This is a genomic window from Secundilactobacillus pentosiphilus (genome assembly GCF_002217985.1).
GTDB classification, from domain to species: domain Bacteria; phylum Bacillota; class Bacilli; order Lactobacillales; family Lactobacillaceae; genus Secundilactobacillus; species Secundilactobacillus pentosiphilus.
The window spans coordinates 1-23493 of record NZ_BCMI01000032.1 but is presented as its reverse complement, the minus strand read 5'-3'; the positions used below and the strand labels follow the sequence as shown (position 1 = coordinate 23493).

Here is a 23493-nt window from a genome sequence, read left to right as displayed (position 1 = left end):
CTATTCCGCAAAAATATGTTGAAGAATCAGCCTAGTAAAGAGGGTAAGAGTCATTACGGTAGCTACGTCACATTAGAGTCACTTACAGCGGCGATTGATGGATCTCTGCCAGATGGACTTGGATATACCCAAGATGTCACAAGCGTTGAAAATGGCGTGTCTGTGAGCACGATGGTTGTTGACGCTAGTGGTGAGTTCATCATCTATGGGCCATTACTCATGCCAGTACAACGTCAAGATGCACAGGCTTTTGGATCAGCAGAAACCTATGCCCGTCGGTACAGTCTATCGGCAGCATTCGGAGTATCCGCCACACCCGATGATGACGGTGAAAAGGCTGCTAACAATGCACCTAAGCAGGGATGGAACAAGAAAACACAGGCTTCTCAAAGTGCCAAGAACAAACCGCAAACAAGCAAGCCTGATAAACCTGTACAAACGAATGCTGGAAAGTTAAAAACCATCGGTCTATTACTAGCAACGATTGCTAAACTGAAAAATACGACAGTTGAGAAGCTCACACCCGTATTTCAAGAAAAAATGCACGTTAATTTTGAACATTTAACTGATGAACAATCTGACAAAGTAATCATGGTGCTGACTAGACAACAGAAAAAGATTGAAGCTGAGCAACAGCAAACAGAGGAAGATCCAATCACTAAAGCATTAGACGAGGCTTCTGCTCAAAACTTAAAGAATGCTGAGGCTACACCAGCGGGGGCGAAGTAACATGACAAAATATTATGCAACCAATGACAAGTTTCTTGTTTGGGCTGAAGACGGAATTTTAAGTGACACGAACGGTCACATTATTTCAGTTGATGAGGTAAAGGAATTGATTGAATCCCAACAGAGATTTCTTTCCGAACATACTCAGTCAGAAATAGATGAGTATAACCAGGGTGTTGATGATCGTCTGTACCAGCGTATGGATGAAGAAGCCGCAAGACCATGGAAAAAGAAAGTTGATAAGGGCTATGTTTACTTCATTCAAGCAGACGGCAAGTATTTCAAAATAGGGTCAACGATAAACCTTAAGTCTCGTTTTAAAGGGATGCAAACAGCATCACCCAACAATCTCGTCTTAAGGGCATATTTTGAAACAAATGATTGCCGTTCTGATGAGGACATAACTCATGAAATGTTTAAGGATAAATTGAATCGTGGTGAGTGGTATGACATTTCACTTCCAGAAATCTGTGATTGGAGTTCTGAACATCATTTAGATTTAATATCTGGAGGTGATTTGATTGACCAATGTAACAGCATCGAGTCCTTACCTTATAAATGAAAATCCAATGAATGTTTTGCCATCGCTGGCTGTTGCGTTTGGAATCAATCAAGCGATTATTCTTCAGCAGTTCCAATACTGGCTATCGAAATCAAGTAACTATCGAGATGATCGCAAGTGGGTTTACAACTCATTTGAAGATTGGAATAAACAATTTCCATGGTTAAATATCAGGACCATAAAACGAATTGTTAAAGAGCTGGCTGATCAAGGCGTCATAATCACCGGAAACTATAACAAGTTAAGCTTTGATAGGACTAACTGGTACTCAATCGATTACGACAAATTAACTCAAATCGTTGAATCTACGCATAGTGACAAAATGTCACCACGAGAGGGACAAAATGTCACTCTCTCAAAGGGACAAAATGTCACTAACAATAACCATAGACTATCAAAGATTACTACAAAACCTTCTAGTCACAAATCTAAGATTTATGACGAAGATAGCCCTTATCTGATTTTGGCTAACTTTCTCAATAAGAAGATCCATGAGAATAATCCGAAAGCTAAACAACCTAACTTGCAAACGTGGGCTGATGATATACGAAAGCTTGTAGAAATAGATAAGCGAGATAAGCATGATGTCAGTTTAGTCATTGCTTGGTGCCAGAAAGATGATTTCTGGTCAACCAATATTCTTTCAGCAAGCAAGTTAAGAAAACAGTTTGATCAGTTGTATATCAAGATGCGGAAAGAGGCCACTAAGCCTAATTTCTCTGAACAACCATTAACTGGAGAAGCTAAAAGAGCTGCAGAAGAAGCTAAAGCAATTGCTGAGGGATTAGCCCAAAAGAAAGAAAATTCCGCTAAAGAAAGAAGGAGTTAATAGATGTTGGACAGCAAATCTAGAGTTACCAGAGTTGAAGTGGAGAAAGTGATTTGTGTGACTTCACTTGTTGGTCGTGGAACAGAAGAAAGTCCGTTGGCCTCAATCAAAGAATATTTTGATACAGACGGTAAAAAAATAGCCAGCCAAAAGTTGGTGGCTGGCACGGATGATTATTTATCGGATTTACGTTGATCCTGTTTATCGTTATTAATATCTTGAATATCTTGCATTAGTTGGTGCGAATCATATCGTGCTATATACCAGTTTTTAACAAGGTACTCAATTAATAACAATAACTTCTGGGCTTCACCATCTGAAATATCAACGATTAAATTTACATCGTTTTCCATATGAGCACCAATATTTCCGATTTGTCGGACTGCCTGTAAGGTATCCCAGACATCGCTTGATACTTTGTTTTTAATGGCATTGATTTCTAAGAATAGTGTTTTTTCATGAACCTTGAAAAAGTCTCGTATCATACCTTGAAGTGCACGACGAGCAAGTGTCGCTGATGCTTTAGGACTGAGATGCAGAATTGAGTAAGCTTCTTCATAATCCTCACGGACTGATGAGGGTACGTATTCAGGAAATTCAATCGCTTCAGATTTTGGGTAAATATTTGTTTCAACATGAGGGTATTGAGAGCCAATACCAATTGTTTTTACTGATACCTTCCCACAGTTGGGACACCTGAACATTCGAATAGCAATCTCTTCAGGGGAATGTTCCATGCTTGAGTTGCCAGTGTTCATTGAATTAAGCCCTAGGGCATTTGTAAACGATATGAATTCTTGACCGAAACAATTATTTTGCAACAGAGCAGTGTCCCCACAAAAAGGACATTTCATATGTTCCATAAAAACATCTCCAATTTATTTATTAATTTGATTATACGTTAGAAGGTGAAACACGTGAACGTTGAACAGGAAATAATCAGCATCTTAATGAATCGTCCTGCGAATAAATCGCTAGCCAATATTAATGCCAACTGGTTTGCTATTGCTAATTTGCGGTGGGCATACGAAGCCATCATGGATTTAGATGATAGCCAAGTCGATCCATTAAACGTTTATGGCCGTTTAAAGCAGTTGCACCCAGACAGTTCGATTCAGTTGAAAGAACTAAATATTCTGCAACGCAGCTTTGTGACGGACGGTAATCTAACAATGCTAGTTAAAGAATTACGGCATAAACATCTCAGCCAAAAGTTAGACCAGGATATGATGGCTTACCACGATGCACCAACGGATGCTAACCGCCAGCAAGTTCATGAAACCATGGATCTGCTGGACAACATGGAAACGGTGGACGATGACGGTTCACTGGACAATGAGTTTGAACGTCTAGACAGCAACATGGAAGTGGAGCAGCCAACCGGTATCAAAACCATGAAATCATTGGACCGCTTGTTAGGCGGTGGCTTGTATGGCGGTATGTTGTTCACAATTGGTGCTCGGCCAGCAGTTGGCAAAACAGCTTTCTGCGTCAATTTAGCTTATGACATCACTGCTTATGATCCTGAAGTTCATGTTGATTACTTCACTCTTGAAATGAGTAAACGTGAAATGGCAAATCGTTTGATTTCGTTAGATACAGGAATTAGCAGTTACAAGCTTCGTAATCCATACACACTGGGCAGCAGTGCCAAGATGGTGGTCAAGCAGAGCATGCAGGATTACAGCAAGCTGGATATCCGTGTTTATGACCGGACACCAAACTTGAGTGATATTTTAACCGTCATTCGTCGGAATGCTTCCAGGGCTAAACCAAACAAATATGTAGCCATTGTGGACTACATCGGCTTAGTGAGTGTCCCAAGTCAGTCGGAACGGTATCTGCAGGTCGGCGAGATTACGCGGCAGTTAAAAGTAACAGCTAACGAATACGATGTACCGATTATTGCATTGTCGCAGTTGAGCCGTGCAATTGAAACACGGATGGACAAGCGGCCAACGTTAAGCGATTTGCGGGAGTCAGGATCAATCGAGCAGGATTCCAATGTTGTCGGATTCTTGTATAAGCCAAATGAGGAAGAAGCACCACAAGTTGAACGACTGGCAATAGAAAAGAACCGCGAAGGTGCGACCGGCGATATCTACCTAGTATTCACACCATCGGAAATGAAATTCATGGAAATCGATAGAGAGAAGTTGAAGTCATGACTGAATGGAATGCTGAAACATATAAAGCTTTTATGCAGCAGAACCACCTAGTCGAATCACGGGCGGTCAAGTCCTTCATTCGTGAAGCTGCCAAGCAGATGCGCTGGGTGAAGATCTACAGCGACTACATGGCATCAGATCCAAACCCCGTGACTTTGAGTTTCATGGATAAGGCTGATAAAGACCGGCAAGAAGCAATCAAGATGGCTTTGTGGGTTGCAACTGAAGAAAAAAAGCAGGGCTGGAAGTTCCTGGAGAACGGGCAGGAGTACGTTAACAACTTAATGCTCAAGTACCAGGGCGATTTGACCAAGTGTACGAAAGAAGAACGGCTGACTGAGCAGTTCATCGATGAGCTGGATCAGCAAAGCCGCCGGCAAAACAAGCAGGTATCCAAACGACTCAGTAGAAAGAAGGAAAGAATCGCATGATTAATCGAGCAGTATTAACCGGCCGGTTAACGAGAGACGTTGAACTGCGGTATACGCAGTCTGGCGTGGCAGCAGGCAGCTTCACTTTGGCTGTTGACCGCAACTTCAAGAACGCCAACAACGAACGTGAGAGCGACTTTATCAACTGTGTTATCTGGCGCAAGTCAGCTGAGAACTTTGCTAACTTCACGCACAAAGGTTCACTAGTCGGTATTGACGGCCGGATCCAGACGCGTAACTACGAAAACAAGCAAGGCCAGCGGGTATATGTCACGGAGGTAGTCGTCGATAACTTCGCCTTACTTGAGCCGAGGCGAAACGACATTAATGGATCAGTTCAAGGGACTAACCATGACGCTGGTAGCACTGGAAATGGTAGTAACAACGCCAATGCTCAAGCTAATAACAGCAGTACAAACGATGGCTATCAAGATCCTTTTGCTAACAACGGGGAACCGATAGACATCTCAGATGATCAGCTTCCCTTCTAAATTTGATTAAAGGAGACACATTATGACGAAAAAAGATATCAATTTCGACTTATCAAAAATTGCTGATGGTGGTCTGCAGGAAAAGGTTGACCGGGCATTAGCCAAGGTCACAAAGAACATCCTTGACCTGAATACTGAAGCTAAAAAGAAACGTAAGGTCACCATCAATATCACCCTGGCACCTAACGACAATCGCGACAGTGTTGACGTTGTTACGGATGTGCGGACTAGCCTGGCTCCGGATGTTGGTGTGGCTACTACGTTGCTAGTTGGTGAAGACAATGGCAAGCCAGTTGCAGCAGAACTGAAATCAGGTGTGGTCGGGCAGACTTATATCGATCCCGACGACAGCCAATTGAAGACAGATACTGGTGAGCCAGTAGACGAAGTAGAAAAGAAAAATGACAAAGTAATCGACTTCCAGCAAAAAGGAAATGAGGCCTAGAAATGGAAAAAGATGCATTTGAATATCTCAATAATTTAGCAAACTCTGCAGCAGACAAAAAGGTTCAGGTAAAGAATGGCGACACATTTTTAATTGGCGACGATGTACACCCTTGGCATCATGATTACTCAGCTAATGAGCCGATTGAAGTACACACATTAACAGCCATTGTTGATTATTTAAAATCGGGTGCTGATAATCGCCAACCCATTATGATCAACGTTGTGTCGCCAAGCAAAGTATATGTATATGGACCAATGGACGGGTTTGGCGAACGGGAAGAGTTAATGCGAGCTACGTTGGTTCAAGATCACGTCATGCTCAACCAGTTTATGGACCGTGAGCAATTGAACATTATGCTGCAGGCTCAATTTGAAGATACACCAGATAAAAAGGCAATCATTGATTTTATCAGTCATCTGAAAGAAGACAAGGATTCGTCAGAAGTAGTGGACGATGGTGTAACACAAATGGCTACAGTCAAAACGGGTGTTGCTAGTGTCGGTATAGCGAAAGTTCCTAATCCTGTCGCTTTGAAGCCGTACCGGACTTTTCCTGAAGTAGATCAGCCTGAATCTCAGTTTATTTTCAGAATGGCTGAGAGAATGCAGGGAGCTATTTATGAAGCTGATGGTGGCATGTGGAAGAACAATGCAATCAAGGGAATTAAAGAGTACTTGGCTAGTGCTATCAGCGACAAGATTAAGATTTTAGGCTAGTAATACAGACAGAGACGAGCGATATGAGACGTAAGGAGTGATTTTTTGAAACGGGCAACTGCTGAAATAAAAGGCAAAGACTTAGTGATCCACTTATCTGAGCCGTTGAACATGGACCATATCGAAACCGTTGCCGGCAATAAGGAGCGATTTTGGGTCGATTATGACGTGGCAGACACCAGGCGGGTGACTGACAAGCAACGGCGGTTATTCTTCGCTCTGATGGGCGATATTGGCCGCTGGAGCGGTGAAGAACCGGAGTGGTTGAGGAAGTACTATTTCTACCCGCTGTTTGCTGAGCGAATGTTAAAGCCAGTCAGTCTGTCGAGTGAAAGCGATAGCACGATATCAGATGTTAACGTGCTGATTGATATGGTGATTGATTTCATCTTCGAGTATGACGTGCCAATCAACGCTGCTTATTCGCTATTGCCTCGCGATGAAGAACATTTCCTGTATCAGTGCTGCAGGCATCGTAAATGCATGGTGTGTGGAAAGCCTAATGCTCAAATTGCTCACTATGATGCTGTAGGTAATCGTAGTAGAGCCAGAGTGGATCATCGTAAACTACGTTTCTTGTGCTTATGTCCCGTTTGCCATCGTAGGCAACACGACATTGGTATTCACAATTTTTGCAAGGAAAATCATCTAACACCAATCAAATTAGATGAAGAGGCGCTTATCAAGCTAGGAGTTATGACCAAGAAGAGGATGAATGAAATTGACAATGAGTAATTGGCGGCCAATTAAAGGCTATGCGTAGCCAAAAGACTAAGCTGGGCTGGAACAGCCCTTAGTAAATAGCTGTAACCTTTACATCTCATTCAGCGAATGATATGCAAGTATGCAGTGTTCCTAGAAGCTCGTTACTTTAGTGACGAGTAGTTCACTGGAGGAAGAAAAATGACAATTAAGTATGAGTGCCAAGATATTTTTTCACACGAGATCATCGCGACGTTCGACACCTATGATGAAGCCGACAACTTCATGGACGCAGCGTATGACATGCCCGACTGGTGGACGATACCAGCAATGACTATTGTGGAGGTAGACAAATGAAGATTAAAACATTTTGGACTGGTGGCTTCGAAGATCATTATTTCGATAGCACTGTCAATAAATTCATAGAAGACAAAAAGGTTGTGCAGATTTCAACTAGCGATACAATTCTTTCATTTGATGAATGTTCTCATACGCTGACAGTGCTCTACGAGGAGGCACAGCATGACACACGAACAGATTGAGTATCGCAATTATGTGATGCAAGGAATGGCAAGCTATGGCGGCGATGTGGCACAGGCATTAGTGTGGTGCGGCAATCACTTTATAAAGCTGAACGACAGCCAACGCAACGCAATTAACAAGCTGTCGGCGAAGGAACGCAACCAGGTTATTCATGAGCTGACGATGTTTATGCAGGAGGACGTATGGATAAAACACGAGACGAAATGAACGGTAACCAGCGTATGCTGCTTAGCTATCTGGAATCATTGGTGCCAGAAGACGATGTATTGATGGGGATAGCTGAGTTTCAATCCAAATTAAGCGATCACAGCGTGCCTAAGGAAGTTTACATTGCTTTGGGTATGTTGAGCAATGTGGAGATTACTAACGTGCTACACGAGCTTACACGGCCATTTTAGGAGGAATGATTGGTGAGACGATCGACGATTAGAACGGTAGAGGATATTCTGCGTGACTATCCCAAGATTGATAAGTACATTGAACAGCGTGAACAGGAGTTACGTTATCCGGTAACGCCGGTTGATGAGAATGTTGGCGGTGGTCGGTCACAAAACGGATTCAACGACAGCGAAGACCGGTTAATTATCACGCTAGATGAGGATAAGCGGATTAACGCACTCAAGAAGCAACGCCAAGTTATCGATGACTGCTTAGATGAAGTGGGTCCCGATACGCAAGCGATTATTAACGAGCAATATTTTCGGAAATATCCGCGCTATACCTTAACAGGAATGGTCGAAAATAACATGCTGAGCGTCGGTAAGTCACGAGCATATAAACTGAAAAATTTGTTTATAAAGAAGTGTGCTAAAGGATTAGGACTATACGATTTGTAAAAAGTGGAAAAAACCGAGAAAATTGACCCCTAGTTTGGGTGTAAATTGGTATCATAAGCGAATATGAAATGGACGTGCATAGCTCAACGGCAGAGCAAAGAAGATACGGGTTCGACTCCCGTGGCACTATTAGCCAACTGTTAAAAGAGACGCAGCTGGCATTAGATTCCTGAAACTTCCTCAGTTTTCGAACGGTCGCCCAGCGTGGCCGTTTTTTAGTATGCTTATCATGCACGGAAAGCATGGTGAATCCGTCTGATCACTCACACTTGACACATTAAAGAAGATTGCAAGATTGGTATTGGTCAGGCAAGCACATCACACTCCCAGTATACGGGTGTGATGCGTGATGACACTCAGCTCAGTGGGAGCAGAGCTGGTTCGATTCCAGCGAGTGTCTTATTAACGTTAAAGAGGTGGCACATGAACAGGGAAAATATATACGCTGTACTAGTAACTTTGGTTGCAATTGCGTCGCTGGTATTAGCATGGTGGGTCACATATATGTAGCAGAAATAAACCATTAAGCGGAGGTGTGGTTACATGCGACACACTGAGTATTGCTACATTAGTCCAGCAGAGAACCATTGCTATCGTGGCTTAGAGCGTTGGTTGGATGATAAGAAGAAACGTGAGCGTCGTGCTAAGAAGCATGGCGCTTTTAGTTTAGATAAAAATAAGGAGGAAGCAATTATGAATTTTGGTGAAGCAATTAAGGCATTGAAATTGGGTAATCGTGTTGCACGTAAAGGCTGGAATGGCAAAGGCATGTTTATTTATTTGGAAAGTGGAACTCTAATTACCCCAGATAAGATTCGTAACTTGACGCTCGCTAAGTCTACTCCTGATAGTCAAAAATATATCAATATTAACCCACATATTGATATGAAATCAGCAGATGGTTCAATCGTTGTAGGTTGGTTAGCAAGTCAAACAGACCTGTTAGCCAACGATTGGGAGATTGTTAAATGAGCAAACACAATAAACACACGAAGAGTCATAAGAAGTCAAAAGTTAAAGATCGTAAGCGTAAAGCTTTGCAGGCTCGGCGCTTGAATGAACTTAAAATCAAAAATAAAGTTAACAACATCCAATGAGAATAGGAGATCAATATGCTTAATAAAAATAATGCTGAATATCAAAAGATTGTCGATGAGTTGGCTAAACTAAAACCGGAGGCATCAAAAATGATCATGAGTGATAAGGTAAACAATTCTGCGGTCTCACAAGAGCTTAAAGATGGTGATATTGAAAAGGCTATCCACAATCATGCTGAAATCATGACCAAAGCTTATGACGAATTTGCTAACGTACCACTGATTGGCAGTAACTATGATTTTATGCTTTACGTGATGTTCAGAGAAGCCTGGAGTGATATTCCAGCGCCTTATGGCTCAGATAACTTTGTAAAATAGCTGTCTGACAATTATAGAGGTGAAGTCAAAATGAGATATGATGAGCTAAGGGATTATTTTAAGCAAGAGTCTCCCAGCAATGACATTAAGATGAAATATATTTATGCACAAGGAAAACTCATTAATGGAGTTGCCAGATATTATATTGATGGAATTGAATTTCTAATGATATTTAGTTCTGAGGCTCAATTTGCTAGTGGTGTTATGTATAGTTCAGAAGATATCAATCATATCAGTTCATTATTGCAGACACCATTTAGCGAACGGTTAACAGAGGATATGAAACATAAGCAGGAAAGGATGAGACAACGTGCCTAGGGTATTTCTTAAATATAAAAGAATGACTTCATCTGCCATGGCACCACATCAGGCACATCCAGATGATGCGGGATTTGATTTATATGCTGATCAAACTGTTTATTTTGCACCATTTGAAACTAAACGTGTTTCACTAGGAATTTCCATTGAACTTAATAAGGGATATTCGTCGGAGATTAGGCCAGAACCAGGGTTTGCCATTCAATCACCTGTTAAATGTATTCAGACGACTATCCGTAACGGATATCACGATGAAATTATGGCGACATTCACTAATTTATCTAATCAGTCTAATCAAATTAACAAGGGTGATAAGGTGTGCCAACTGGTTGTTCAGCATGATACTCAGGTGCAACTTACTAACCTTGATGAATAAGCCTTTATTGGTAAAGTAGTTACGTCAAATCAGCTGATAGATGCCGCGCGATCAGTTAAAATAACGGACTATGGTGGTACTGGATCTAGCCTCGATCACCAATACATAAAACATGAAATATGGAGGTGTGGTGGTATGTAATGAATAACCAGAAACAAGCTGAGAAGGATTATCTATCAGGAATGAAGTATAAGGACATTGCTGAAAAGTACCAAGTATCGATAAACACGGTTAAATCGTGGAAAAAACGATACGGTTGGCAACGCACACAAAATAAAAAGGGTGCACACAAAACGGCAAAAAGGGTGCACACAAAACCGAAAAAGGGTGCACACAAAATAGTTGATCAATTGGAAACCAATGGTCAATTAAACGAAAAGCAAAAGTTGTTTTGCCTCTACTATTTGCAACGATTCAATGCCACCTGGGCTTATCAGAAGGCGTATGGGGTGCCTTGGAACACTGCCAATGTAAATGGTCCAAGGCTACTAGTTAATGCTAGTGTGCGAGCAGAATTAGATAATCTTCGCATGATACGCGAACAGACAGAGGCCATTAAGGCGGATGATATTGTTCGAGAGCTTCAGCGCCAAGCGTTTGCTAACATCGGTGATTATGTGGAGGCCAAACGAGTCAAACATTTACGGTGGATGAAACATTACGTTAAGCAGGGACCATATATTAATAGTTCCGGAAAGCACTACGAATTGTTACCATACATTGATCCGGATACTGGCAAGCAAGGCTTCTATTATGAAAATGAAGTTGTTTTTACTGGTGACGGTGACACATCTTTACTGAAAACATTACGATTGGATAAAGGCGAAGCTGTTGTTGAAATCAACGACAAAGTTAAGGCACTTACTGAATTGCTAAAACATTATCCAATACCGAACAATTTACAATCTGCTCAAATACGTAAGGCAAAAGCTGAAGCAGACATTGCGGAAACGAAAGCTAAGGAAATTCAGAAGGTTAACCAACATGATGACAGTACGATAGTGGTTGATGATTTGGAGGACACTGATAATGACGGTGAAGACTAAGCGAACGATTAAAATATCTCAGCTTGTTAATCCGCACTTTAAAAAAATGTGGTCTACCAAGTGTTCTTATATCATTGCTAAGGGTGGCCGTGGCTCTTTTAAATCATCGACAATTAGTTTAAAGCTGCTGACGATGCTAAAGAAGCAGGCTCAGTTAGGCCATAAAGTGAACGTTGTCTGCATTCGGGAAAACACGGTTAATCTGCGCGACTCTGTATATGGTCAAATCTGCTGGGCAATTGATATGCTCCATATGACGGATGAATTTAAATATTCGGTATCACCAATGCGCATTACCCATATTTCATCGGGGAGTGCGTTTTATTTTTACGGTGGTGACAAACCAGAAAAGTTAAAATCCAATACCATTCAAAATGTTATTGCTCTTTGGTACGAAGAAGCATCTAACTTCAAGAGCGCTGAAGTTTTCGATCAAACTAATCCCACATTTATTCGTCAAAAATCTCCTTGGGTTAATGATGTAAAGGTATTTTATAGCTATAATCCACCACGAAATCCATACGATTGGATCAATGAGTGGATTGCTTTACAAGAAGAAAATCCGCAATGTTTTATTGATACATCAACATATTTAGACGATCAGCTCGGGATCACTCAAGAGCAACAGCTGGCACTGATTGAAACATACAAAAAGAATGATCCTGATTATTACAAATGGTTATATCTCGGCAAGATCATTGGGCTGGGAACCAATGTTTACAATATGAAGCTGTTTCATCCGTTAACTGAATTATTTACGAATGATCCGTTAGTTCGCATTTGCTATTCGATTGATGCCGGTCATATCAATTCGGCAACAACTTGCCTGGCGATTGGGGTTACTGCTAAAGGAAAAGTGATCTTGCTGCATACTTATTACTACAGTCCAGAGCATCAATCACGTAAAAAGGCACCAAGTGACCTGGTTCCTGAAATTAAGAGCTTCGAAGATTCGATGGACTACCAAGTACCAATTGGTAAACGGACAATCGATTCAGCTGAAGGTGCATTACGAAACGAGTTTGTTAAAGAATATAACGAGGTTTGGCATGGAGTAGCCAAGAGCGACGAAGCTACGATGATTGATTATGTATCATCATTGTTGGCACAAGGACGTGTGTACTATCTTGATACACCTGAAAACCAAATATTTATTAAGCAGCATGAGCAATATCAGTGGGACGAAAAGACAGTTCACAGTGATGATCCGAAAGTGGTTAAGGAAAACGACCATACTGTTGATGCCTTCAAATATTTTGCGATTGATAATGCTCGCAAGCTGGGATTGAAGATTGATCCGCATATCAATGCCAAAGTTAAATTGTTTAAGCGAGGTATTTAATGAATGAAAATTAGTGAAATTTTACAAAAAGAATACCCAAATATTCAAGATACGTTTATTTCCGGGCGGGATGCCTCGAACTTGGGGTGGAAGAACGACGAGACCATTAATCTGTCAGGCAGTGCTTATCTTGACGATAACGACGTCTTTCATTATTCCGCTAGTCAAAATATCAAGGACAATCCCATCGATTTGTTTAACATGATTAATCTGCATCGAACAAAGCTGATGCCAACCTACATTATGAAGCGCCAATATTACAAAGGCCGACATATCAACATTCTTAATCGCAAGCCAACGCCACATGGTGATCCAGACAACCGTCGAATTGTTAACATGCCTAAGAAGCTTGTTGACTCATTCAACGGTTATTTTATTGGGACGCCAATTGACATTGCTTATCAGGATACATCTGATGAAGGAACAGCGGAGAGCAACAAAGTTAATGACTTGATCACGGCGATGACCAAGCATCAGGTTCTGGACGATGTGTTTACGGAAGCTTCTAAATGGTCAAGCGTGTATGGACGCGCATATCTGTATCTTTACACTGACGAAAATGCTTATCCCTATATCACTTTCCTGGATCCTCTCAATACGTTTATGGTTTATGACAATACAATTCGAGATAAGCCGCTATTTGGCGTTACCTATAGTTACTATCCAGACAATAAAGGCAATGAGTCTTTACATGGGCAATTAATTGAGGTCAATGATACCGTGCCGTTCAGCAATTCAGCTACCACTAACGATTCATTAACCTTTGATGAAGAGCCTGATCCAGACACCGGAGTGGATGATCAGTTAGCACACCCATTTGATCAACTACCAATGGCAGAAATTATGGATAATGAGGAACGGATCGGCGTGTTTGATGATCTGATTAGCCTGGTCGATGATTTAGATAGCGCCATGAGTGCCAAAGCAAATGATTCTGACTCATTTGCGGCTAGTGTTTTGAAAGTGATTAATTCTGAACTTTCTGATGAGCAACTTAAAGAAATTAAAAGCTCCCGGATTCTGAATCTTTATCTTGATAAAGCATGGGCCGATACCGATGAGTCAAAGGCATTGCCAACGCCGGATGCGGAATTTATGGAAAAACCGACTGGGGATCAATTACAAGAGAACCAGATTCAGCATGATACTGACTTTATTTATCAGGTCGCACAGATTCCGAATTTAGACAATATCGATTTCAGTACATCGGCTGCTCAGGCCTTGGATTTTAAAATTCATTCAATGAAGATTAAGGCACTCAATAAAGAGACTAAGATGAAAAAGGCCCTTACTCAAATTTGGGCATGTGCATTACAGGCACAGGGGATCAATGTCGATGATGTTGATAACTTAGAGTACACCTTTAACTTTACAATCCCGCACAACTTGTTAGCCGAAGCACAGACAGCAAATGAGTTACAATCAACGACTTCTCAAGAAACGGCGATTGCTTCTCTTTCAAATGTTCCCGATGCTAAAAAAGAAATGCAGAAAATTGCCGCTGAACAAGATCAGCTGGCACAAGAAGCGAAGGCACGCACGCCTGACCCATACGCTGATAGTAATAACAGTCAGAATGATACTTCACAGACTAAAGGTGATGATTAATGAAGCCTATTAGTGAAGCTCAAGAGAAGAAGTATATTGCCAAACTACTTAAGAGTGATGAAGAATTATATGGTCGAGTTCATGATGCCTATCAAGTGGCATTACAAGAAATTGAGGATCATCTTAATTTCTTCATTGCTGAATACGGAGTAGCAGGTCTATTAAAATACGTTGAGCTGTTAAAACGGGATTCCGATCCTGATAGACGTCGTCTGCTTCATTTTCAAAGGGCGACGCTTAAGGATGATGATTCCCAATCTCAAAACCGATTTAAAGAATATAGCAGGAATGCACCAATTGATCGGTATCATACTTTGAATTCTTTAATTGGGTTCAGCATTGCCGGTGCTACCATCGCTACGATTAAATTACTTGGTCGAACGTTAAACAGTGATTTTAAACGGGACGTTAGTCGTCAATTCAATAACGATCGTTTAGCTAAAAAGGCTGGGGCGGATGTCGTGAAAGAAGCCAACATTACTAAGCGAGAGATCTTGCATAATTCCGAAAAGATCATCAGTACAACAATTAATGGCAATCAATGGAGCGACAATATCTGGCTCTACAACGATAACCTCGTTAACAACGTCCAATCATTAGTGGCTAAATCATTGCGAGCTGGATTAAAACAAGCAGATGTCAACCAGTTATTTCCGAGTATTCGTACGGCTAAACCACAGACGATAACTGGCTTATTTGAAACTAATGATGCTTATATCAGACGCATGATTGTTACCGAGCGAGCGCGCGTTTTAGACAGAGCGACAACGCAGGTATTTAGGTCGCAGGGAATCGCGTATTTCGATTGGGTAACTCAGCCAGGGGCGTGTGATAAATGCGAGGGGATCGCTGATGATGGCCCGTATGCTGTTAATGATGCAAACTCTCCAAGCATCCCTGATGATTCACATCCTAATTGTCGTTGCACCAAAATAGCACACGTTTCGTTAGTTCCATTATTAGGCGTTGCTGGTGCCATAGCAGCAGCTGACCATTCAAATGAAAATCAAACAAGTAATGATGAGCAATGAGTGTGAACTTCATTGCTTTTTATTTTGTCCCAAACATGCTTAAGACATTAAACTGCGCAAGGAATTAACAGCCGACAGGCTATAAACGGAGGCAACACATGGAATCAGATAAATCAAATATGAATTCGCAGTATTTTGCTGACGCCGGCCAAGAAGGTAGCCAATCCCAACCTGGTGCACAAGGTGGAGAAAGTGGCGAAGGTGGCCAGAATGCCAACAACAACACCGCAACAAACTCTGGTAATCAAAATGGCCAACCATCTCAAGACTTTATTAAGACTCTTGTCGACACTGTCACCAATAATGCCAATCAGAATCAAAACAATCAAAATACTAATGGTAATAGTGATCAAGCTGATAATGATGACACATCGTCAAAAGACAATACTGATGATAATAATGGCGATAACAGTAGCAATGACAAGACGTTTACGCAAACCGAAGTTGATAAATTGCTCAAAGATCGTGAATTTCGTGCCCACAAAAAAGGTATTGAAGAAGGCAAAAAAGCTGGTAAGAGTAACGCTGAAAAATACGCACAAATGACCGACGAAGAAAAGCAGCAGGCACAAATCAAGGAAATCCTTGAAGAAAACAAGCAGCTTAAAGCTGAAAAGAATCGATCAGATATGCGCAGTGAAGTGCTTAACCAGCTTAAAGATACTGGGTATCAATTTACCAACGAGGATGTTGACACACTGGTTAGTGACGATCCTGACACAACTAAGCACAACGTTGACAACTTCAAGTCAATGCTTGATCGAGTAGTTAAGATTACCAAGAAAAACATGTTTAAAAATAATCAAATTCCAAATAGTAATACACAGCAAAATAATGCTGCTCCTAGTTTTGGCGAATTAGTTGCTAAAAAAACGCTGGGAGATCCAGATAGATTTAAAGGAAAATTCTTTGATAAATAAAAAAATAGGAGATGTAACCTATGGCTGATACACAATACTTTGCCAACTCTGATCCAAGAGTTCGGCAAGATTTAACTGTTGGCTTACCAGGAACAATTGACAGTACAACTGTTACTGCTGGTTCCAATGGTAAGAAAGTTATTTTACAAGGTACTCCAGTCGGTGCGAAAGTTGACTGGCTAAGTGCCGATCAATCCGCAGGCGTTACCAAATTATCAGAATTTACGGGTGCGGAAGGACAAGTGTTTGCGGGCGTTGTTGCTGAAGACACAGATGTTACTGCAGGAGACGCAGACGTAACAATTTGGTTTGAAAATGTTTATTTGCGCCAGAAATTACTTGATAGTACTGTTGTAGCCGCATTAAAGGCGGTCGCTGGCAAGACATCCGGCGTTAAATTAATTAATCGATAAGGAGATGTTATATCGTGGCAACTGCATTTGATTTACTAACTTCCAATTACCTTCAGGGCTATTGGAACACTAATCCGCAATACACAGCTCCCTATTTGATGGAAGCTTTATTTACCCCCACTAAACAGCAGGCCGATAATGTTAAATTAATCAACGGCCAAGATCTATATCCGGCACCACTTGATTTAACCAAAGAAGATTCAGCAGCATTGCCTGTTGAACGTGGCTCACTTCAAACTGGCACATTGCCAACTTACAAATTTAAAAACAAGTTGAACCTTAATGAGTACGATTTTAAAGATTTGAATAATGCCATTGCATCTAATGACGAAAATTTGGTTTTGACCATCACTAAGAAACTGTATGATGATCAAGCTAATTTACTTTTACGTGCTCGGTTTACTCGCGAGTATTACGCTGTCCAAGCACTTTTGAACGGCAAGCTGCTTCTGGGTAATCAACTGGCAGACTTTGGCTATGAGTCATTCCAGAATATGAAAGTTGCTAAAGCATGGACTGATGATTCCTCTAATCCATATGATGACATCAGTAGCGTTAAGGATACTGCCTCGCAAAAAGTTGGCACGGCTTTAACTCGAGCCTTAATGAATTCAAAGACTATGTATATTTTGATGCACAATGCCGCACTAAAAAACACCATTTTTTCTGGGACGGTATCACCACAGGGAAGCATTCTTACTCAGCCTGTTGTTGAGCAATGGTTCTCAGCGTTCCTAGGATTACAGGTAGTTGTTTATGATAAAGGATGGAATAACAACGGTACGTTTGAAAAGTTCATTCCAGATGGCAAGATTATTTTCTTACCAGGGACTGCCAATGATCCGGTTGGTCAAATGAATTTTGTTGAAACACCGGAAGAAAGTGTTCCAGTTTCAGGAACGACTGTATCTGTTTTTGATACTGGTGTTTCTCTTTCAACTAGTGCTTCCTCAGATCCAGTGACGGTCAAGACAATTGTTGATGAGAAGTTTGTACCGACGATTACGGTAGCCAAGCAAGTGTTTATTCTTGATGTTCTGGCGAGCAAATGATTCGCCGCAGGCAAATGGAAAGCCAACCGTAACCAGTAACTCAGCACACTATGATTTGAAATAAGGAGGAAAGCTTATGTTCCCAAATCAAATTGATACATCCAGGAATTTTTCTAAAAATGGCAATGTTTGCTATACCGTGCAGCCGGGCGATGAGCTGTGGGCAGTCGCAACCGCCAACAATACCACAACTCGTAAATTAGCCAACTTGAATCGGATCTATCCGCAGTCTGATCTTGTTCCCGGCAAAGATATCATTATCTTTAAAGGATCCAAGTAGAAGGTGATCATATGGACTATCCATTTGACCAAAGTGAGGTCATTGCCAGTGTTAAAAGGCTGTCAGATGTTGATGTAAGCGATGATGCATTAAATGATTTACTTGAAATTGCTTATGGCCTGCTTAAGCCACTAAACATTCCTACTAATCAGTTTGTTTGGAACCAAGCCATGGAAATGAAGATTCTATCACTTATTTGGATCAATTCTGACCTTGGCAAAGGTATCCTGGTGGATAATTTTAAAGACTTACACACCCAATACAATGGTAATGCGACTAATCACTGGGAAGAGTTGCTAAATGACCTACTGAGCCGATATGGACATTCAAGGTGGCGAATTAAACTTGGCTGAGATATTTTCTGACGACAATAATTTCCCCAAGATTAAAGAGGAACTGCGATCCCTCAATCGATACCGAGTGGAAGTTGGGGTCATGGTGCCGGTTGGCAATAAATCTCTAGCATTCCTACAAATGATCGCCACCGTTAATGAATTTGGTGCTGAGATTTATCCTAAGAATGGTCCATATTTGGTCATTCCGATGAAAGATGGGAGCTTCTATAAGCTTAAGCACGTTAAAATCCCTGAACGCTCATTTCTTAGAGATGGCATTGACTTAGGGATGTTTCGCATCAATGAGCTTGTTGAACGTGACCTTAGTCGCATCATGAATAGTGAATTAACGGCTTATGAACTGTATGAAGATGTGGGTCGATTGATTCAACAACGGATCAAATATGAAATAGTTCTTAAAACTAGTCCCCACAATGCTGATTTAACTATTGAAAATAAGGGAAAAGACGATCCTCTAGTGGATACAGGCGCACTCCACAAGTCAATTGGTGTGAAGGTGATAGAAATATGAAATTCAGTAAAAAGAGTTTGATCAAACGTTATGGTATTCCGATTAGAATTTATCAGAACACGTCGTATCAGGACGGTGGCACCTCTTTAACGGGGGACTTTATGCGAACTGATTTCCGTAAACAGCCCTACACCGATGTTAGTGAACCGGTTGCGCCCGTTAGTCCTAATGCAAATGCTAATCAGATTATTTTGACGAGTGATGGTAAGAGCATTAATTGCAACCATGAATGGTATTCGTTGCAAGATGTCCCATTTGGGACGGTGGTTGCCATTAAAACCGGCGAGGATGAGGATCACTGGGAGTATTTGCAAGTGGTTGGTAAGGATCCGTACTATGGCCTGTCAGACGCTTGTATCTACTACCTACGTTCGAATAGTCAGGAGGTGAATAGCGATAATGAAGCGCACGATCAATTGGACGGAAGTAATCGCAATAATGCGACAAACGATCCGTTCTTTAACGAGTCTTGATGAAGCTCACGTGATTGAGGATTATTCTCTGGGTTCAAAACCGGCCTTGCCGTTTATCACTGTTCATCCACGTGGCAACATTATCACGCCCGTTCAACATCAGTACCCCATGCATGAACCAGTTGATACCCATATCTCAATCACGGTTCACGCAACATCAGAGTCTCGGGCACTTGACATCATGGACAACTTACAAGCCAATTTACGGGATCCTGAAATCCGTTATCAAGTTAAGCAGCAAGGAATTATCATTGTCGCGGTGCTTGATCCACAAGATCAAAGCGTGATCGGGATTAATAACTCGGAACAACAGTATGGATTTGATTTACAAATCAGACTAGAACGCAATTTTGAGTCCGATCAGCCAACTATTGAAGCCATCGATAGCAACAATGAAAAAATTACAAGAAATTAGGAGGAAACACTATGCCAATTACAAATGAACCACTTGGTCCAGTTCATACTTCGGTGAAAACCGTTCGAAAAGTTAAGGATTTGGGCGACCAGATCCCGAAGTATTTGATTGAAGATCCTGATGCAACTGAAGCCACGCAAACTCAGTACAACGACCTTCAGGAAGTCGGTGATGACTTTGACCCAGATACCTTAATCTATAAGCATGCTCAAGCCGCTTTTGGGGGTCCCAACCCACCAGAAGCGATTTTAGTTGTTCGGGCCGTTTCTGAAAACACTTATGTATCGCCAACTAGTTTAACGGTTGATCAAGCCTCAATCTCAGGTGTCGCCGGTCAAACTGGTAAAGTTACAACGACTGTTTTGCCAGCAACTGCCACCGAAAAGAATGTAACGGCAACGTCAGGTGATACCGATGTAGCGACCGTTTCACCAAATGGAGATGGCAGTTTCACAATTGTTTATAAGTCTGCTGGTCACACTACTATTACATTCAGAGCTGGGGTTAATGACGACATTACAACCACCACCAAAGTGACGGTTATCGCCAACACTGTGCCAGTAACGGGTGTGTCACTTGATAAGACGTCACTTTCTGGAACAGCTGGCGGCAATGATAAATTAACAGCCAAAGTTACGCCGGACAATGCAACTGACACGAAGGTTTCCTTTGCCTCTAAGGATTCAAGTATTGCCACGGTCGATGACACTGGTAAAGTCGCCTACGTTAAGGCTGGTGAAACACAAATCACCGCCACAACAGAAGACGGTAGCTTCACTGCCAACTGTGATGTGACTGTAGCAGCGAGTAAATGATTCGCCGCAGGCAAAAGGTAATCCAACTGTGACAAGCAATTCAGTACATTACGATTTGAAATGAAAGAAGGTTACTAACTAATGGCTGACCAAAAATTTGACGGTTACTCAAAGGATGATCTAACTAAAAAGTTAGTCGATGGCGAAACGGGTGGTGTGACATTCGATAATCTTAAGCCAGTAACGGATTATGATTTTGTCGCGACGTATGCTGGCCAGGACCCAACAAAGGCTGGGACAGATTTAGGAAAAGTAACAACTGCTAACCCGCCAAAAATTGCCGTTACTGGAGTTAAGTTTGGTGAGGACTCAACTAACATCGATGTTGGTGAAACCAAAGATCTTGTTGCAACTGTTAGTCCGGATAATGCGACTAATAAGGCACTTAAATATTCAACTAGCGATGCGACAATTGCGATTATTGATGCTGATTCTGGTAGCACAAAAGGTATTAAAGCGGGTTCGGTCACGATTACTGCTACATCTGTCGATGATGCATCCAAGAAAGCAACGGTTACTTTGAACGTACAAAAACCAACAGTTAATGTAACCGGCATTACTGCCGATAAGACTTTGAACGTTGACGTTGGTAAAACCGCCAAAATTACGGCAAGTGTTCAACCAGATAATGCTACTGACAAAGGTTTAGCATTTGCTTCGGAAGACGCAACAATTGCCACGGTTGATGCTGATGGAACAGTTCATGGTGTCAAAGCAGGGAAAGTGAATGTAACTGTTTCTGCTCATGCTGACGGTTCAAAGACTGCTACAACGGCAGTCACTGTTACCGCCGCTTAACAAAATATAAATTACTGAACTCCGCGGTAAACCCGTTGGGGCTCTTTTTTTAAGGAGGAACAAATTATGCCTGATTCAAATAATTTAATTTCCGCGGTTAAAAAGTTCTATAACTCCGGGGATGAATATCTAATTCCAGTGGGAATTAATAAAGATAAAATTCCAGCTCTTTCAAATTATATTGAGGCTCAAAACACCGGCATCCTACTTGTTGATGTCGATAATATTTCTGATACTGCCCCATATGCTTCAAACGAAAATACAGCAGCATTTAAAACCAACACTGATGATACACATGCCAACGTTCTTTCATCTGGTTCTGTTGGTGGCGTAAGTGCGTTACCTATTGGCAGCTTTGATCTGGCCAATACATCTGGTTTGGATAGCAGCGTTCTGCCACAAGATCAATTGTCGTTTCAGCAGGATCAACTGACACCTTACACAGAAGGTAACATCAACACTTACTACTATGCTCAAGGAATGCCAATTGTGCGTGATGGCAAGACGTTAAGTGGCAACTATATCGATATGCTTCTTGGCCGTGACTTTATTATCAAGCACAGTAACAAGGAACTTACCAAAATTATGGTTAAGAATCCCAAGATTTCGTACGACATTACTGGAATTAACTTGCTTAAGTCGGGCGTTGAGAGCGTCTTTGATCAACTCTATCGGAATGGTGGCGTTGGCGAAAAAGATAACGGAAAACCGGATTATACCGTAACCGCACTACCGCGAGAGGATATGAAGGACACTGATGTCTCACAACGTATTTATCGTGGCTTATTTTGGCAGTATCACCCAGCAGATGCTATTGATGATGTTTATATTTCTGGCGAAATTGACCTTTAAGGAGGAAATTGATAATGCAACTTACACAACACACATTCGATCCATGGGAAGTGTCAGTTCAAATTGATGGCCTCCCATTTACGGATTTTGGTACTGGCGATAAAGTAGCTGTTGCCTGGAACAACGATAACGTTACTGATTCGGTTGATAATAACGGTAATGGTAAATCTGCTATTAACCATGATCATTCTGGTACATTTACGTTTAGCATTGATCCTAATGCTGCCAATTATGCCCATCTCATTGACTTGGCCAACAATTTAACCGGCGTCCCTGTATCAGTAACCTCAAGTTTCGCTCACTTCCATACAGATAGTGCACGAATTACTCGTCCTGTTGATACAACTCTTAACGCTGCATATCCAAGCGTCAGTGTCGTATTCAAGGCGTCGGTATTACAAGTGGATCCTGTCACTACTGCATAAAGAGAGACAAATAACGAAGGAGACTTTTTAAGATGACTGAAGAAACAAAGACTAAACAAACTGTAAAAAAAGAGGTTGAAGAACCTATTAAAGAACCAAAATTGGTTAGAACTGAACGAAATGGCATGATTGTTGGCTCTGTAACCCTTTGGGACAAAAAGACCAAGCAAAACATTAAATATCCCTTCAATTTTCCGGGCGTAGAAAATGCCGTTAAGTTTACTGACTTGGCAGATGTTAGTCGTCATGCCTACTGGGATGCCTTTATTAACGGTAATGATGATCTTGGACTTAATCCGCTTATTGGTACGCCCACTGTTGGCGGAAAACCGGAAAAAATGAGTTGGAAATTCTGGGAAAATCATTCTGGCGTTATGAAGGTTTGCTCAGAAGCTGACCGGTTTCTTGTGCAAGAACTTAACTAATCACTTTATTCGTAAAACGGATCTTGAGGCATTAATTAATAAATCAACGTCTCAATCAATTGGCTGGACTGCTTATATCTATAATGGGTTAGAAAGCGGACTGCCTCGGCCAATTAAGTATATGAATGCTGATGAACTGTCTGTCTTCAATTGGGCGATTTCTAAGC

Annotated in this window: 39 protein-coding genes; 38 read left to right on the top strand and 1 reads right to left on the bottom strand. The window is 41.5% G+C overall.

The annotated features are described in order from the left end of the window. The 4 genes from CES81_RS11810 to CES81_RS11795 form a co-directional block, all read left to right on the top strand. Window positions 1–729: ERF family protein (locus CES81_RS11810; RefSeq protein ID WP_103143231.1), on the top strand; the 729-nt coding region annotated here is incomplete at its 5' end. Between the two features lies 1 nt (window position 730). Further along, entirely contained in the window at window positions 731–1291 is a 561-nt protein-coding gene (locus CES81_RS11805; RefSeq protein ID WP_180949807.1) for a GIY-YIG nuclease family protein, read from the top strand. After that, window positions 1251–2120: a phage replication protein O gene (locus CES81_RS11800; RefSeq protein WP_089121930.1), complete on the top strand. Its 870-nt coding sequence runs from the start codon at window positions 1251–1253 to the stop codon at window positions 2118–2120. The genes CES81_RS11805 and CES81_RS11800 overlap by 41 nt, the downstream gene beginning before the upstream one ends. 3 nt (window positions 2121–2123) lie before the next feature. Further along, window positions 2124–2315 (top strand): hypothetical protein, encoded by a 192-nt coding sequence (locus tag CES81_RS11795; RefSeq protein WP_089121929.1) that lies wholly within the window; start codon window positions 2124–2126, stop codon window positions 2313–2315. Here CES81_RS11795 and CES81_RS11790 read toward each other — a convergent pair. After that, entirely contained in the window at window positions 2294–2983 is a 690-nt protein-coding gene (locus CES81_RS11790) for a DUF4145 domain-containing protein (RefSeq protein ID WP_089121928.1), read from the bottom strand. The genes CES81_RS11795 and CES81_RS11790 overlap by 22 nt on opposite strands. Before the next feature lie 54 nt (window positions 2984–3037). Between CES81_RS11790 and CES81_RS11785 the strand changes: the two genes are divergently transcribed. The 34 genes from CES81_RS11785 to CES81_RS13680 form a co-directional block, all read left to right on the top strand. Next, on the top strand, window positions 3038–4288 hold the full coding sequence (locus CES81_RS11785; RefSeq protein WP_089121927.1) for a DnaB-like helicase C-terminal domain-containing protein: 1251 nt from the start codon (window positions 3038–3040) through the stop codon (window positions 4286–4288). After that, entirely contained in the window at window positions 4285–4719 is a 435-nt protein-coding gene (locus CES81_RS11780; protein ID WP_089121926.1) for a hypothetical protein, read from the top strand. The genes CES81_RS11785 and CES81_RS11780 overlap by 4 nt, the downstream gene beginning before the upstream one ends. Further along, entirely contained in the window at window positions 4716–5210 is a 495-nt protein-coding gene (gene ssb, locus CES81_RS11775) for a single-stranded DNA-binding protein (RefSeq protein ID WP_089121925.1), read from the top strand. The genes CES81_RS11780 and ssb overlap by 4 nt, the downstream gene beginning before the upstream one ends. Before the next feature lie 22 nt (window positions 5211–5232). Then, window positions 5233–5655, top strand: coding sequence for a YfdP family phage-associated protein (locus tag CES81_RS11770; protein WP_089121924.1), 423 nt, complete (start codon window positions 5233–5235; stop codon window positions 5653–5655). 2 nt (window positions 5656–5657) lie between these two features. Beyond that, window positions 5658–6374 carry a hypothetical protein gene (locus tag CES81_RS11765; protein WP_089121923.1) on the top strand — a complete coding sequence of 239 codons (717 nt, stop codon included), beginning with the start codon at window positions 5658–5660 and terminating at the stop codon, window positions 6372–6374. A 45-nt stretch (window positions 6375–6419) separates the two neighbouring features. Beyond that, window positions 6420–7109 carry a putative HNHc nuclease gene (locus tag CES81_RS11760; protein WP_225356403.1) on the top strand — a complete coding sequence of 230 codons (690 nt, stop codon included), beginning with the start codon at window positions 6420–6422 and terminating at the stop codon, window positions 7107–7109. A gap of 168 nt (window positions 7110–7277) precedes the next feature. Continuing rightward, the gene (locus CES81_RS13595; RefSeq protein ID WP_180949806.1) at window positions 7278–7433 is read left to right on the top strand and encodes a hypothetical protein; all 156 of its coding nucleotides are present in this window, start codon (window positions 7278–7280) and stop codon (window positions 7431–7433) included. Next, window positions 7430–7618, top strand: a complete 189-nt coding sequence (locus CES81_RS11755) for a hypothetical protein (RefSeq protein WP_089121922.1) — start codon at window positions 7430–7432, stop codon at window positions 7616–7618. The genes CES81_RS13595 and CES81_RS11755 overlap by 4 nt, the downstream gene beginning before the upstream one ends. Next, a complete protein-coding gene (locus tag CES81_RS11750) occupies window positions 7599–7826 on the top strand; it encodes a hypothetical protein (protein WP_089121921.1) in 228 nt (75 codons plus the stop codon). Before CES81_RS11755 ends, CES81_RS11750 begins: the two co-directional genes overlap by 20 nt. After that, the gene (locus CES81_RS11745; protein WP_145993352.1) at window positions 7802–8017 is read left to right on the top strand and encodes a hypothetical protein; all 216 of its coding nucleotides are present in this window, start codon (window positions 7802–7804) and stop codon (window positions 8015–8017) included. The genes CES81_RS11750 and CES81_RS11745 overlap by 25 nt, the downstream gene beginning before the upstream one ends. 12 nt (window positions 8018–8029) lie before the next feature. Further along, complete coding sequence (locus tag CES81_RS11740; protein ID WP_089121919.1) at window positions 8030–8455, top strand: DUF722 domain-containing protein; 426 nt, start codon at window positions 8030–8032, stop codon at window positions 8453–8455. A gap of 543 nt (window positions 8456–8998) precedes the next feature. Beyond that, window positions 8999–9427 carry a DUF2829 domain-containing protein gene (locus tag CES81_RS11735; RefSeq protein WP_225356402.1) on the top strand — a complete coding sequence of 143 codons (429 nt, stop codon included), beginning with the start codon at window positions 8999–9001 and terminating at the stop codon, window positions 9425–9427. Beyond that, entirely contained in the window at window positions 9424–9552 is a 129-nt protein-coding gene (locus CES81_RS13760; protein ID WP_263850024.1) for a hypothetical protein, read from the top strand. Before CES81_RS11735 ends, CES81_RS13760 begins: the two co-directional genes overlap by 4 nt. A 15-nt stretch (window positions 9553–9567) precedes the next feature. Then, window positions 9568–9870 carry a hypothetical protein gene (locus CES81_RS11730; protein ID WP_089121918.1) on the top strand — a complete coding sequence of 101 codons (303 nt, stop codon included), beginning with the start codon at window positions 9568–9570 and terminating at the stop codon, window positions 9868–9870. Window positions 9871–9900: 30 nt separating this feature from the next. Continuing rightward, window positions 9901–10188, top strand: a complete 288-nt coding sequence (locus CES81_RS11725; protein ID WP_089121917.1) for a hypothetical protein — start codon at window positions 9901–9903, stop codon at window positions 10186–10188. Then, the gene (locus CES81_RS11720; protein ID WP_089121916.1) at window positions 10181–10564 is read left to right on the top strand and encodes a dUTP diphosphatase; all 384 of its coding nucleotides are present in this window, start codon (window positions 10181–10183) and stop codon (window positions 10562–10564) included. Before CES81_RS11725 ends, CES81_RS11720 begins: the two co-directional genes overlap by 8 nt. A 140-nt stretch (window positions 10565–10704) precedes the next feature. Continuing rightward, a complete protein-coding gene (locus CES81_RS11715; protein WP_089121915.1) occupies window positions 10705–11610 on the top strand; it encodes a terminase small subunit in 906 nt (301 codons plus the stop codon). After that, complete coding sequence (locus CES81_RS11710) at window positions 11594–12952, top strand: PBSX family phage terminase large subunit (protein ID WP_089121914.1); 1359 nt, start codon at window positions 11594–11596, stop codon at window positions 12950–12952. Before CES81_RS11715 ends, CES81_RS11710 begins: the two co-directional genes overlap by 17 nt. Window positions 12953–12955: 3 nt before the next feature. Continuing rightward, the gene (locus CES81_RS11705) at window positions 12956–14560 is read left to right on the top strand and encodes a phage portal protein (protein WP_089121913.1); all 1605 of its coding nucleotides are present in this window, start codon (window positions 12956–12958) and stop codon (window positions 14558–14560) included. After that, window positions 14560–15591 carry a hypothetical protein gene (locus tag CES81_RS11700; RefSeq protein WP_089121912.1) on the top strand — a complete coding sequence of 344 codons (1032 nt, stop codon included), beginning with the start codon at window positions 14560–14562 and terminating at the stop codon, window positions 15589–15591. The genes CES81_RS11705 and CES81_RS11700 overlap by 1 nt, the downstream gene beginning before the upstream one ends. 98 nt (window positions 15592–15689) lie before the next feature. Further along, window positions 15690–16511 carry a DUF4355 domain-containing protein gene (locus CES81_RS11695; protein WP_089121911.1) on the top strand — a complete coding sequence of 274 codons (822 nt, stop codon included), beginning with the start codon at window positions 15690–15692 and terminating at the stop codon, window positions 16509–16511. 20 nt (window positions 16512–16531) lie between these two features. Beyond that, on the top strand, window positions 16532–16924 hold the full coding sequence (locus tag CES81_RS11690) for a hypothetical protein (protein ID WP_089121910.1): 393 nt from the start codon (window positions 16532–16534) through the stop codon (window positions 16922–16924). A 14-nt stretch (window positions 16925–16938) separates the two neighbouring features. Continuing rightward, window positions 16939–17976, top strand: a complete 1038-nt coding sequence (locus CES81_RS11685) for a major capsid protein (RefSeq protein ID WP_081467797.1) — start codon at window positions 16939–16941, stop codon at window positions 17974–17976. Between the two features lie 76 nt (window positions 17977–18052). Continuing rightward, a complete protein-coding gene (locus CES81_RS11680; protein ID WP_089121909.1) occupies window positions 18053–18256 on the top strand; it encodes a LysM peptidoglycan-binding domain-containing protein in 204 nt (67 codons plus the stop codon). 11 nt (window positions 18257–18267) lie between these two features. Then, window positions 18268–18609, top strand: coding sequence for a hypothetical protein (locus tag CES81_RS11675; protein WP_089121908.1), 342 nt, complete (start codon window positions 18268–18270; stop codon window positions 18607–18609). Beyond that, complete coding sequence (locus CES81_RS11670) at window positions 18602–19123, top strand: hypothetical protein (protein WP_225356401.1); 522 nt, start codon at window positions 18602–18604, stop codon at window positions 19121–19123. The genes CES81_RS11675 and CES81_RS11670 overlap by 8 nt, the downstream gene beginning before the upstream one ends. Continuing rightward, window positions 19120–19596 carry a hypothetical protein gene (locus tag CES81_RS11665; RefSeq protein ID WP_089121906.1) on the top strand — a complete coding sequence of 159 codons (477 nt, stop codon included), beginning with the start codon at window positions 19120–19122 and terminating at the stop codon, window positions 19594–19596. The genes CES81_RS11670 and CES81_RS11665 overlap by 4 nt, the downstream gene beginning before the upstream one ends. Beyond that, a complete protein-coding gene (locus CES81_RS11660) occupies window positions 19523–20011 on the top strand; it encodes a phage neck terminator protein (protein ID WP_225356400.1) in 489 nt (162 codons plus the stop codon). The genes CES81_RS11665 and CES81_RS11660 overlap by 74 nt, the downstream gene beginning before the upstream one ends. Window positions 20012–20022: 11 nt before the next feature. Then, on the top strand, window positions 20023–20826 hold the full coding sequence (locus CES81_RS11655; RefSeq protein WP_089121904.1) for an Ig-like domain-containing protein: 804 nt from the start codon (window positions 20023–20025) through the stop codon (window positions 20824–20826). An 81-nt stretch (window positions 20827–20907) separates the two neighbouring features. Then, on the top strand, window positions 20908–21624 hold the full coding sequence (locus tag CES81_RS11650) for an Ig-like domain-containing protein (RefSeq protein WP_089121903.1): 717 nt from the start codon (window positions 20908–20910) through the stop codon (window positions 21622–21624). 66 nt (window positions 21625–21690) lie between these two features. Then, on the top strand, window positions 21691–22476 hold the full coding sequence (locus tag CES81_RS11645) for a DUF3383 family protein (RefSeq protein WP_089121902.1): 786 nt from the start codon (window positions 21691–21693) through the stop codon (window positions 22474–22476). 14 nt (window positions 22477–22490) lie between these two features. Beyond that, the gene (locus tag CES81_RS11640) at window positions 22491–22901 is read left to right on the top strand and encodes a hypothetical protein (RefSeq protein WP_089121901.1); all 411 of its coding nucleotides are present in this window, start codon (window positions 22491–22493) and stop codon (window positions 22899–22901) included. Window positions 22902–22933: 32 nt separating this feature from the next. Next, window positions 22934–23326, top strand: a complete 393-nt coding sequence (locus CES81_RS11635; protein ID WP_056997300.1) for a hypothetical protein — start codon at window positions 22934–22936, stop codon at window positions 23324–23326. Further along, on the top strand, window positions 23307–23493 hold a 187-nt coding region (locus tag CES81_RS13680), incomplete at its 3' end, for a hypothetical protein (RefSeq protein ID WP_089121900.1). The genes CES81_RS11635 and CES81_RS13680, both read left to right, overlap by 20 nt.

Excerpts from the sequence above, each read along its gene's own strand:
- CES81_RS11805 (WP_180949807.1), top strand. The coding sequence starts at position 731 with ATGACAAAATATTATGCAACCAATGACAAGTTTCTTGTTTGGGCTGAA.
- CES81_RS11795 (WP_089121929.1), top strand. The coding sequence starts at position 2,124 with ATGTTGGACAGCAAATCTAGAGTTACCAGAGTTGAAGTGGAGAAAGTG.
- CES81_RS11790 (WP_089121928.1), bottom strand. The coding sequence starts at position 2,983 with ATGGAACATATGAAATGTCCTTTTTGTGGGGACACTGCTCTGTTGCAA.
- CES81_RS11780 (WP_089121926.1), top strand. The coding sequence starts at position 4,285 with ATGACTGAATGGAATGCTGAAACATATAAAGCTTTTATGCAGCAGAAC.
- ssb (WP_089121925.1), top strand. The coding sequence starts at position 4,716 with ATGATTAATCGAGCAGTATTAACCGGCCGGTTAACGAGAGACGTTGAA.
- CES81_RS11770 (WP_089121924.1), top strand. The coding sequence starts at position 5,233 with ATGACGAAAAAAGATATCAATTTCGACTTATCAAAAATTGCTGATGGT.
- CES81_RS11765 (WP_089121923.1), top strand. The coding sequence starts at position 5,658 with ATGGAAAAAGATGCATTTGAATATCTCAATAATTTAGCAAACTCTGCA.
- CES81_RS13595 (WP_180949806.1), top strand. The coding sequence starts at position 7,278 with ATGACAATTAAGTATGAGTGCCAAGATATTTTTTCACACGAGATCATC.
- CES81_RS11755 (WP_089121922.1), top strand. The coding sequence starts at position 7,430 with ATGAAGATTAAAACATTTTGGACTGGTGGCTTCGAAGATCATTATTTC.
- CES81_RS11750 (WP_089121921.1), top strand. The coding sequence starts at position 7,599 with ATGACACACGAACAGATTGAGTATCGCAATTATGTGATGCAAGGAATG.
- CES81_RS11745 (WP_145993352.1), top strand. The coding sequence starts at position 7,802 with ATGGATAAAACACGAGACGAAATGAACGGTAACCAGCGTATGCTGCTT.
- CES81_RS11735 (WP_225356402.1), top strand. The coding sequence starts at position 8,999 with ATGCGACACACTGAGTATTGCTACATTAGTCCAGCAGAGAACCATTGC.
- CES81_RS13760 (WP_263850024.1), top strand. The coding sequence starts at position 9,424 with ATGAGCAAACACAATAAACACACGAAGAGTCATAAGAAGTCAAAAGTT.
- CES81_RS11730 (WP_089121918.1), top strand. The coding sequence starts at position 9,568 with ATGCTTAATAAAAATAATGCTGAATATCAAAAGATTGTCGATGAGTTG.
- CES81_RS11725 (WP_089121917.1), top strand. The coding sequence starts at position 9,901 with ATGAGATATGATGAGCTAAGGGATTATTTTAAGCAAGAGTCTCCCAGC.
- CES81_RS11715 (WP_089121915.1), top strand. The coding sequence starts at position 10,705 with ATGAATAACCAGAAACAAGCTGAGAAGGATTATCTATCAGGAATGAAG.
- CES81_RS11710 (WP_089121914.1), top strand. The coding sequence starts at position 11,594 with ATGACGGTGAAGACTAAGCGAACGATTAAAATATCTCAGCTTGTTAAT.
- CES81_RS11705 (WP_089121913.1), top strand. The coding sequence starts at position 12,956 with ATGAAAATTAGTGAAATTTTACAAAAAGAATACCCAAATATTCAAGAT.
- CES81_RS11700 (WP_089121912.1), top strand. The coding sequence starts at position 14,560 with ATGAAGCCTATTAGTGAAGCTCAAGAGAAGAAGTATATTGCCAAACTA.
- CES81_RS11695 (WP_089121911.1), top strand. The coding sequence starts at position 15,690 with ATGGAATCAGATAAATCAAATATGAATTCGCAGTATTTTGCTGACGCC.
- CES81_RS11690 (WP_089121910.1), top strand. The coding sequence starts at position 16,532 with ATGGCTGATACACAATACTTTGCCAACTCTGATCCAAGAGTTCGGCAA.
- CES81_RS11680 (WP_089121909.1), top strand. The coding sequence starts at position 18,053 with ATGTTCCCAAATCAAATTGATACATCCAGGAATTTTTCTAAAAATGGC.
- CES81_RS11675 (WP_089121908.1), top strand. The coding sequence starts at position 18,268 with ATGGACTATCCATTTGACCAAAGTGAGGTCATTGCCAGTGTTAAAAGG.
- CES81_RS11665 (WP_089121906.1), top strand. The coding sequence starts at position 19,120 with ATGAAATTCAGTAAAAAGAGTTTGATCAAACGTTATGGTATTCCGATT.
- CES81_RS11660 (WP_225356400.1), top strand. The coding sequence starts at position 19,523 with ATGAAGCGCACGATCAATTGGACGGAAGTAATCGCAATAATGCGACAA.
- CES81_RS11655 (WP_089121904.1), top strand. The coding sequence starts at position 20,023 with ATGCCAATTACAAATGAACCACTTGGTCCAGTTCATACTTCGGTGAAA.
- CES81_RS11650 (WP_089121903.1), top strand. The coding sequence starts at position 20,908 with ATGGCTGACCAAAAATTTGACGGTTACTCAAAGGATGATCTAACTAAA.
- CES81_RS11645 (WP_089121902.1), top strand. The coding sequence starts at position 21,691 with ATGCCTGATTCAAATAATTTAATTTCCGCGGTTAAAAAGTTCTATAAC.
- CES81_RS11640 (WP_089121901.1), top strand. The coding sequence starts at position 22,491 with ATGCAACTTACACAACACACATTCGATCCATGGGAAGTGTCAGTTCAA.
- CES81_RS11635 (WP_056997300.1), top strand. The coding sequence starts at position 22,934 with ATGACTGAAGAAACAAAGACTAAACAAACTGTAAAAAAAGAGGTTGAA.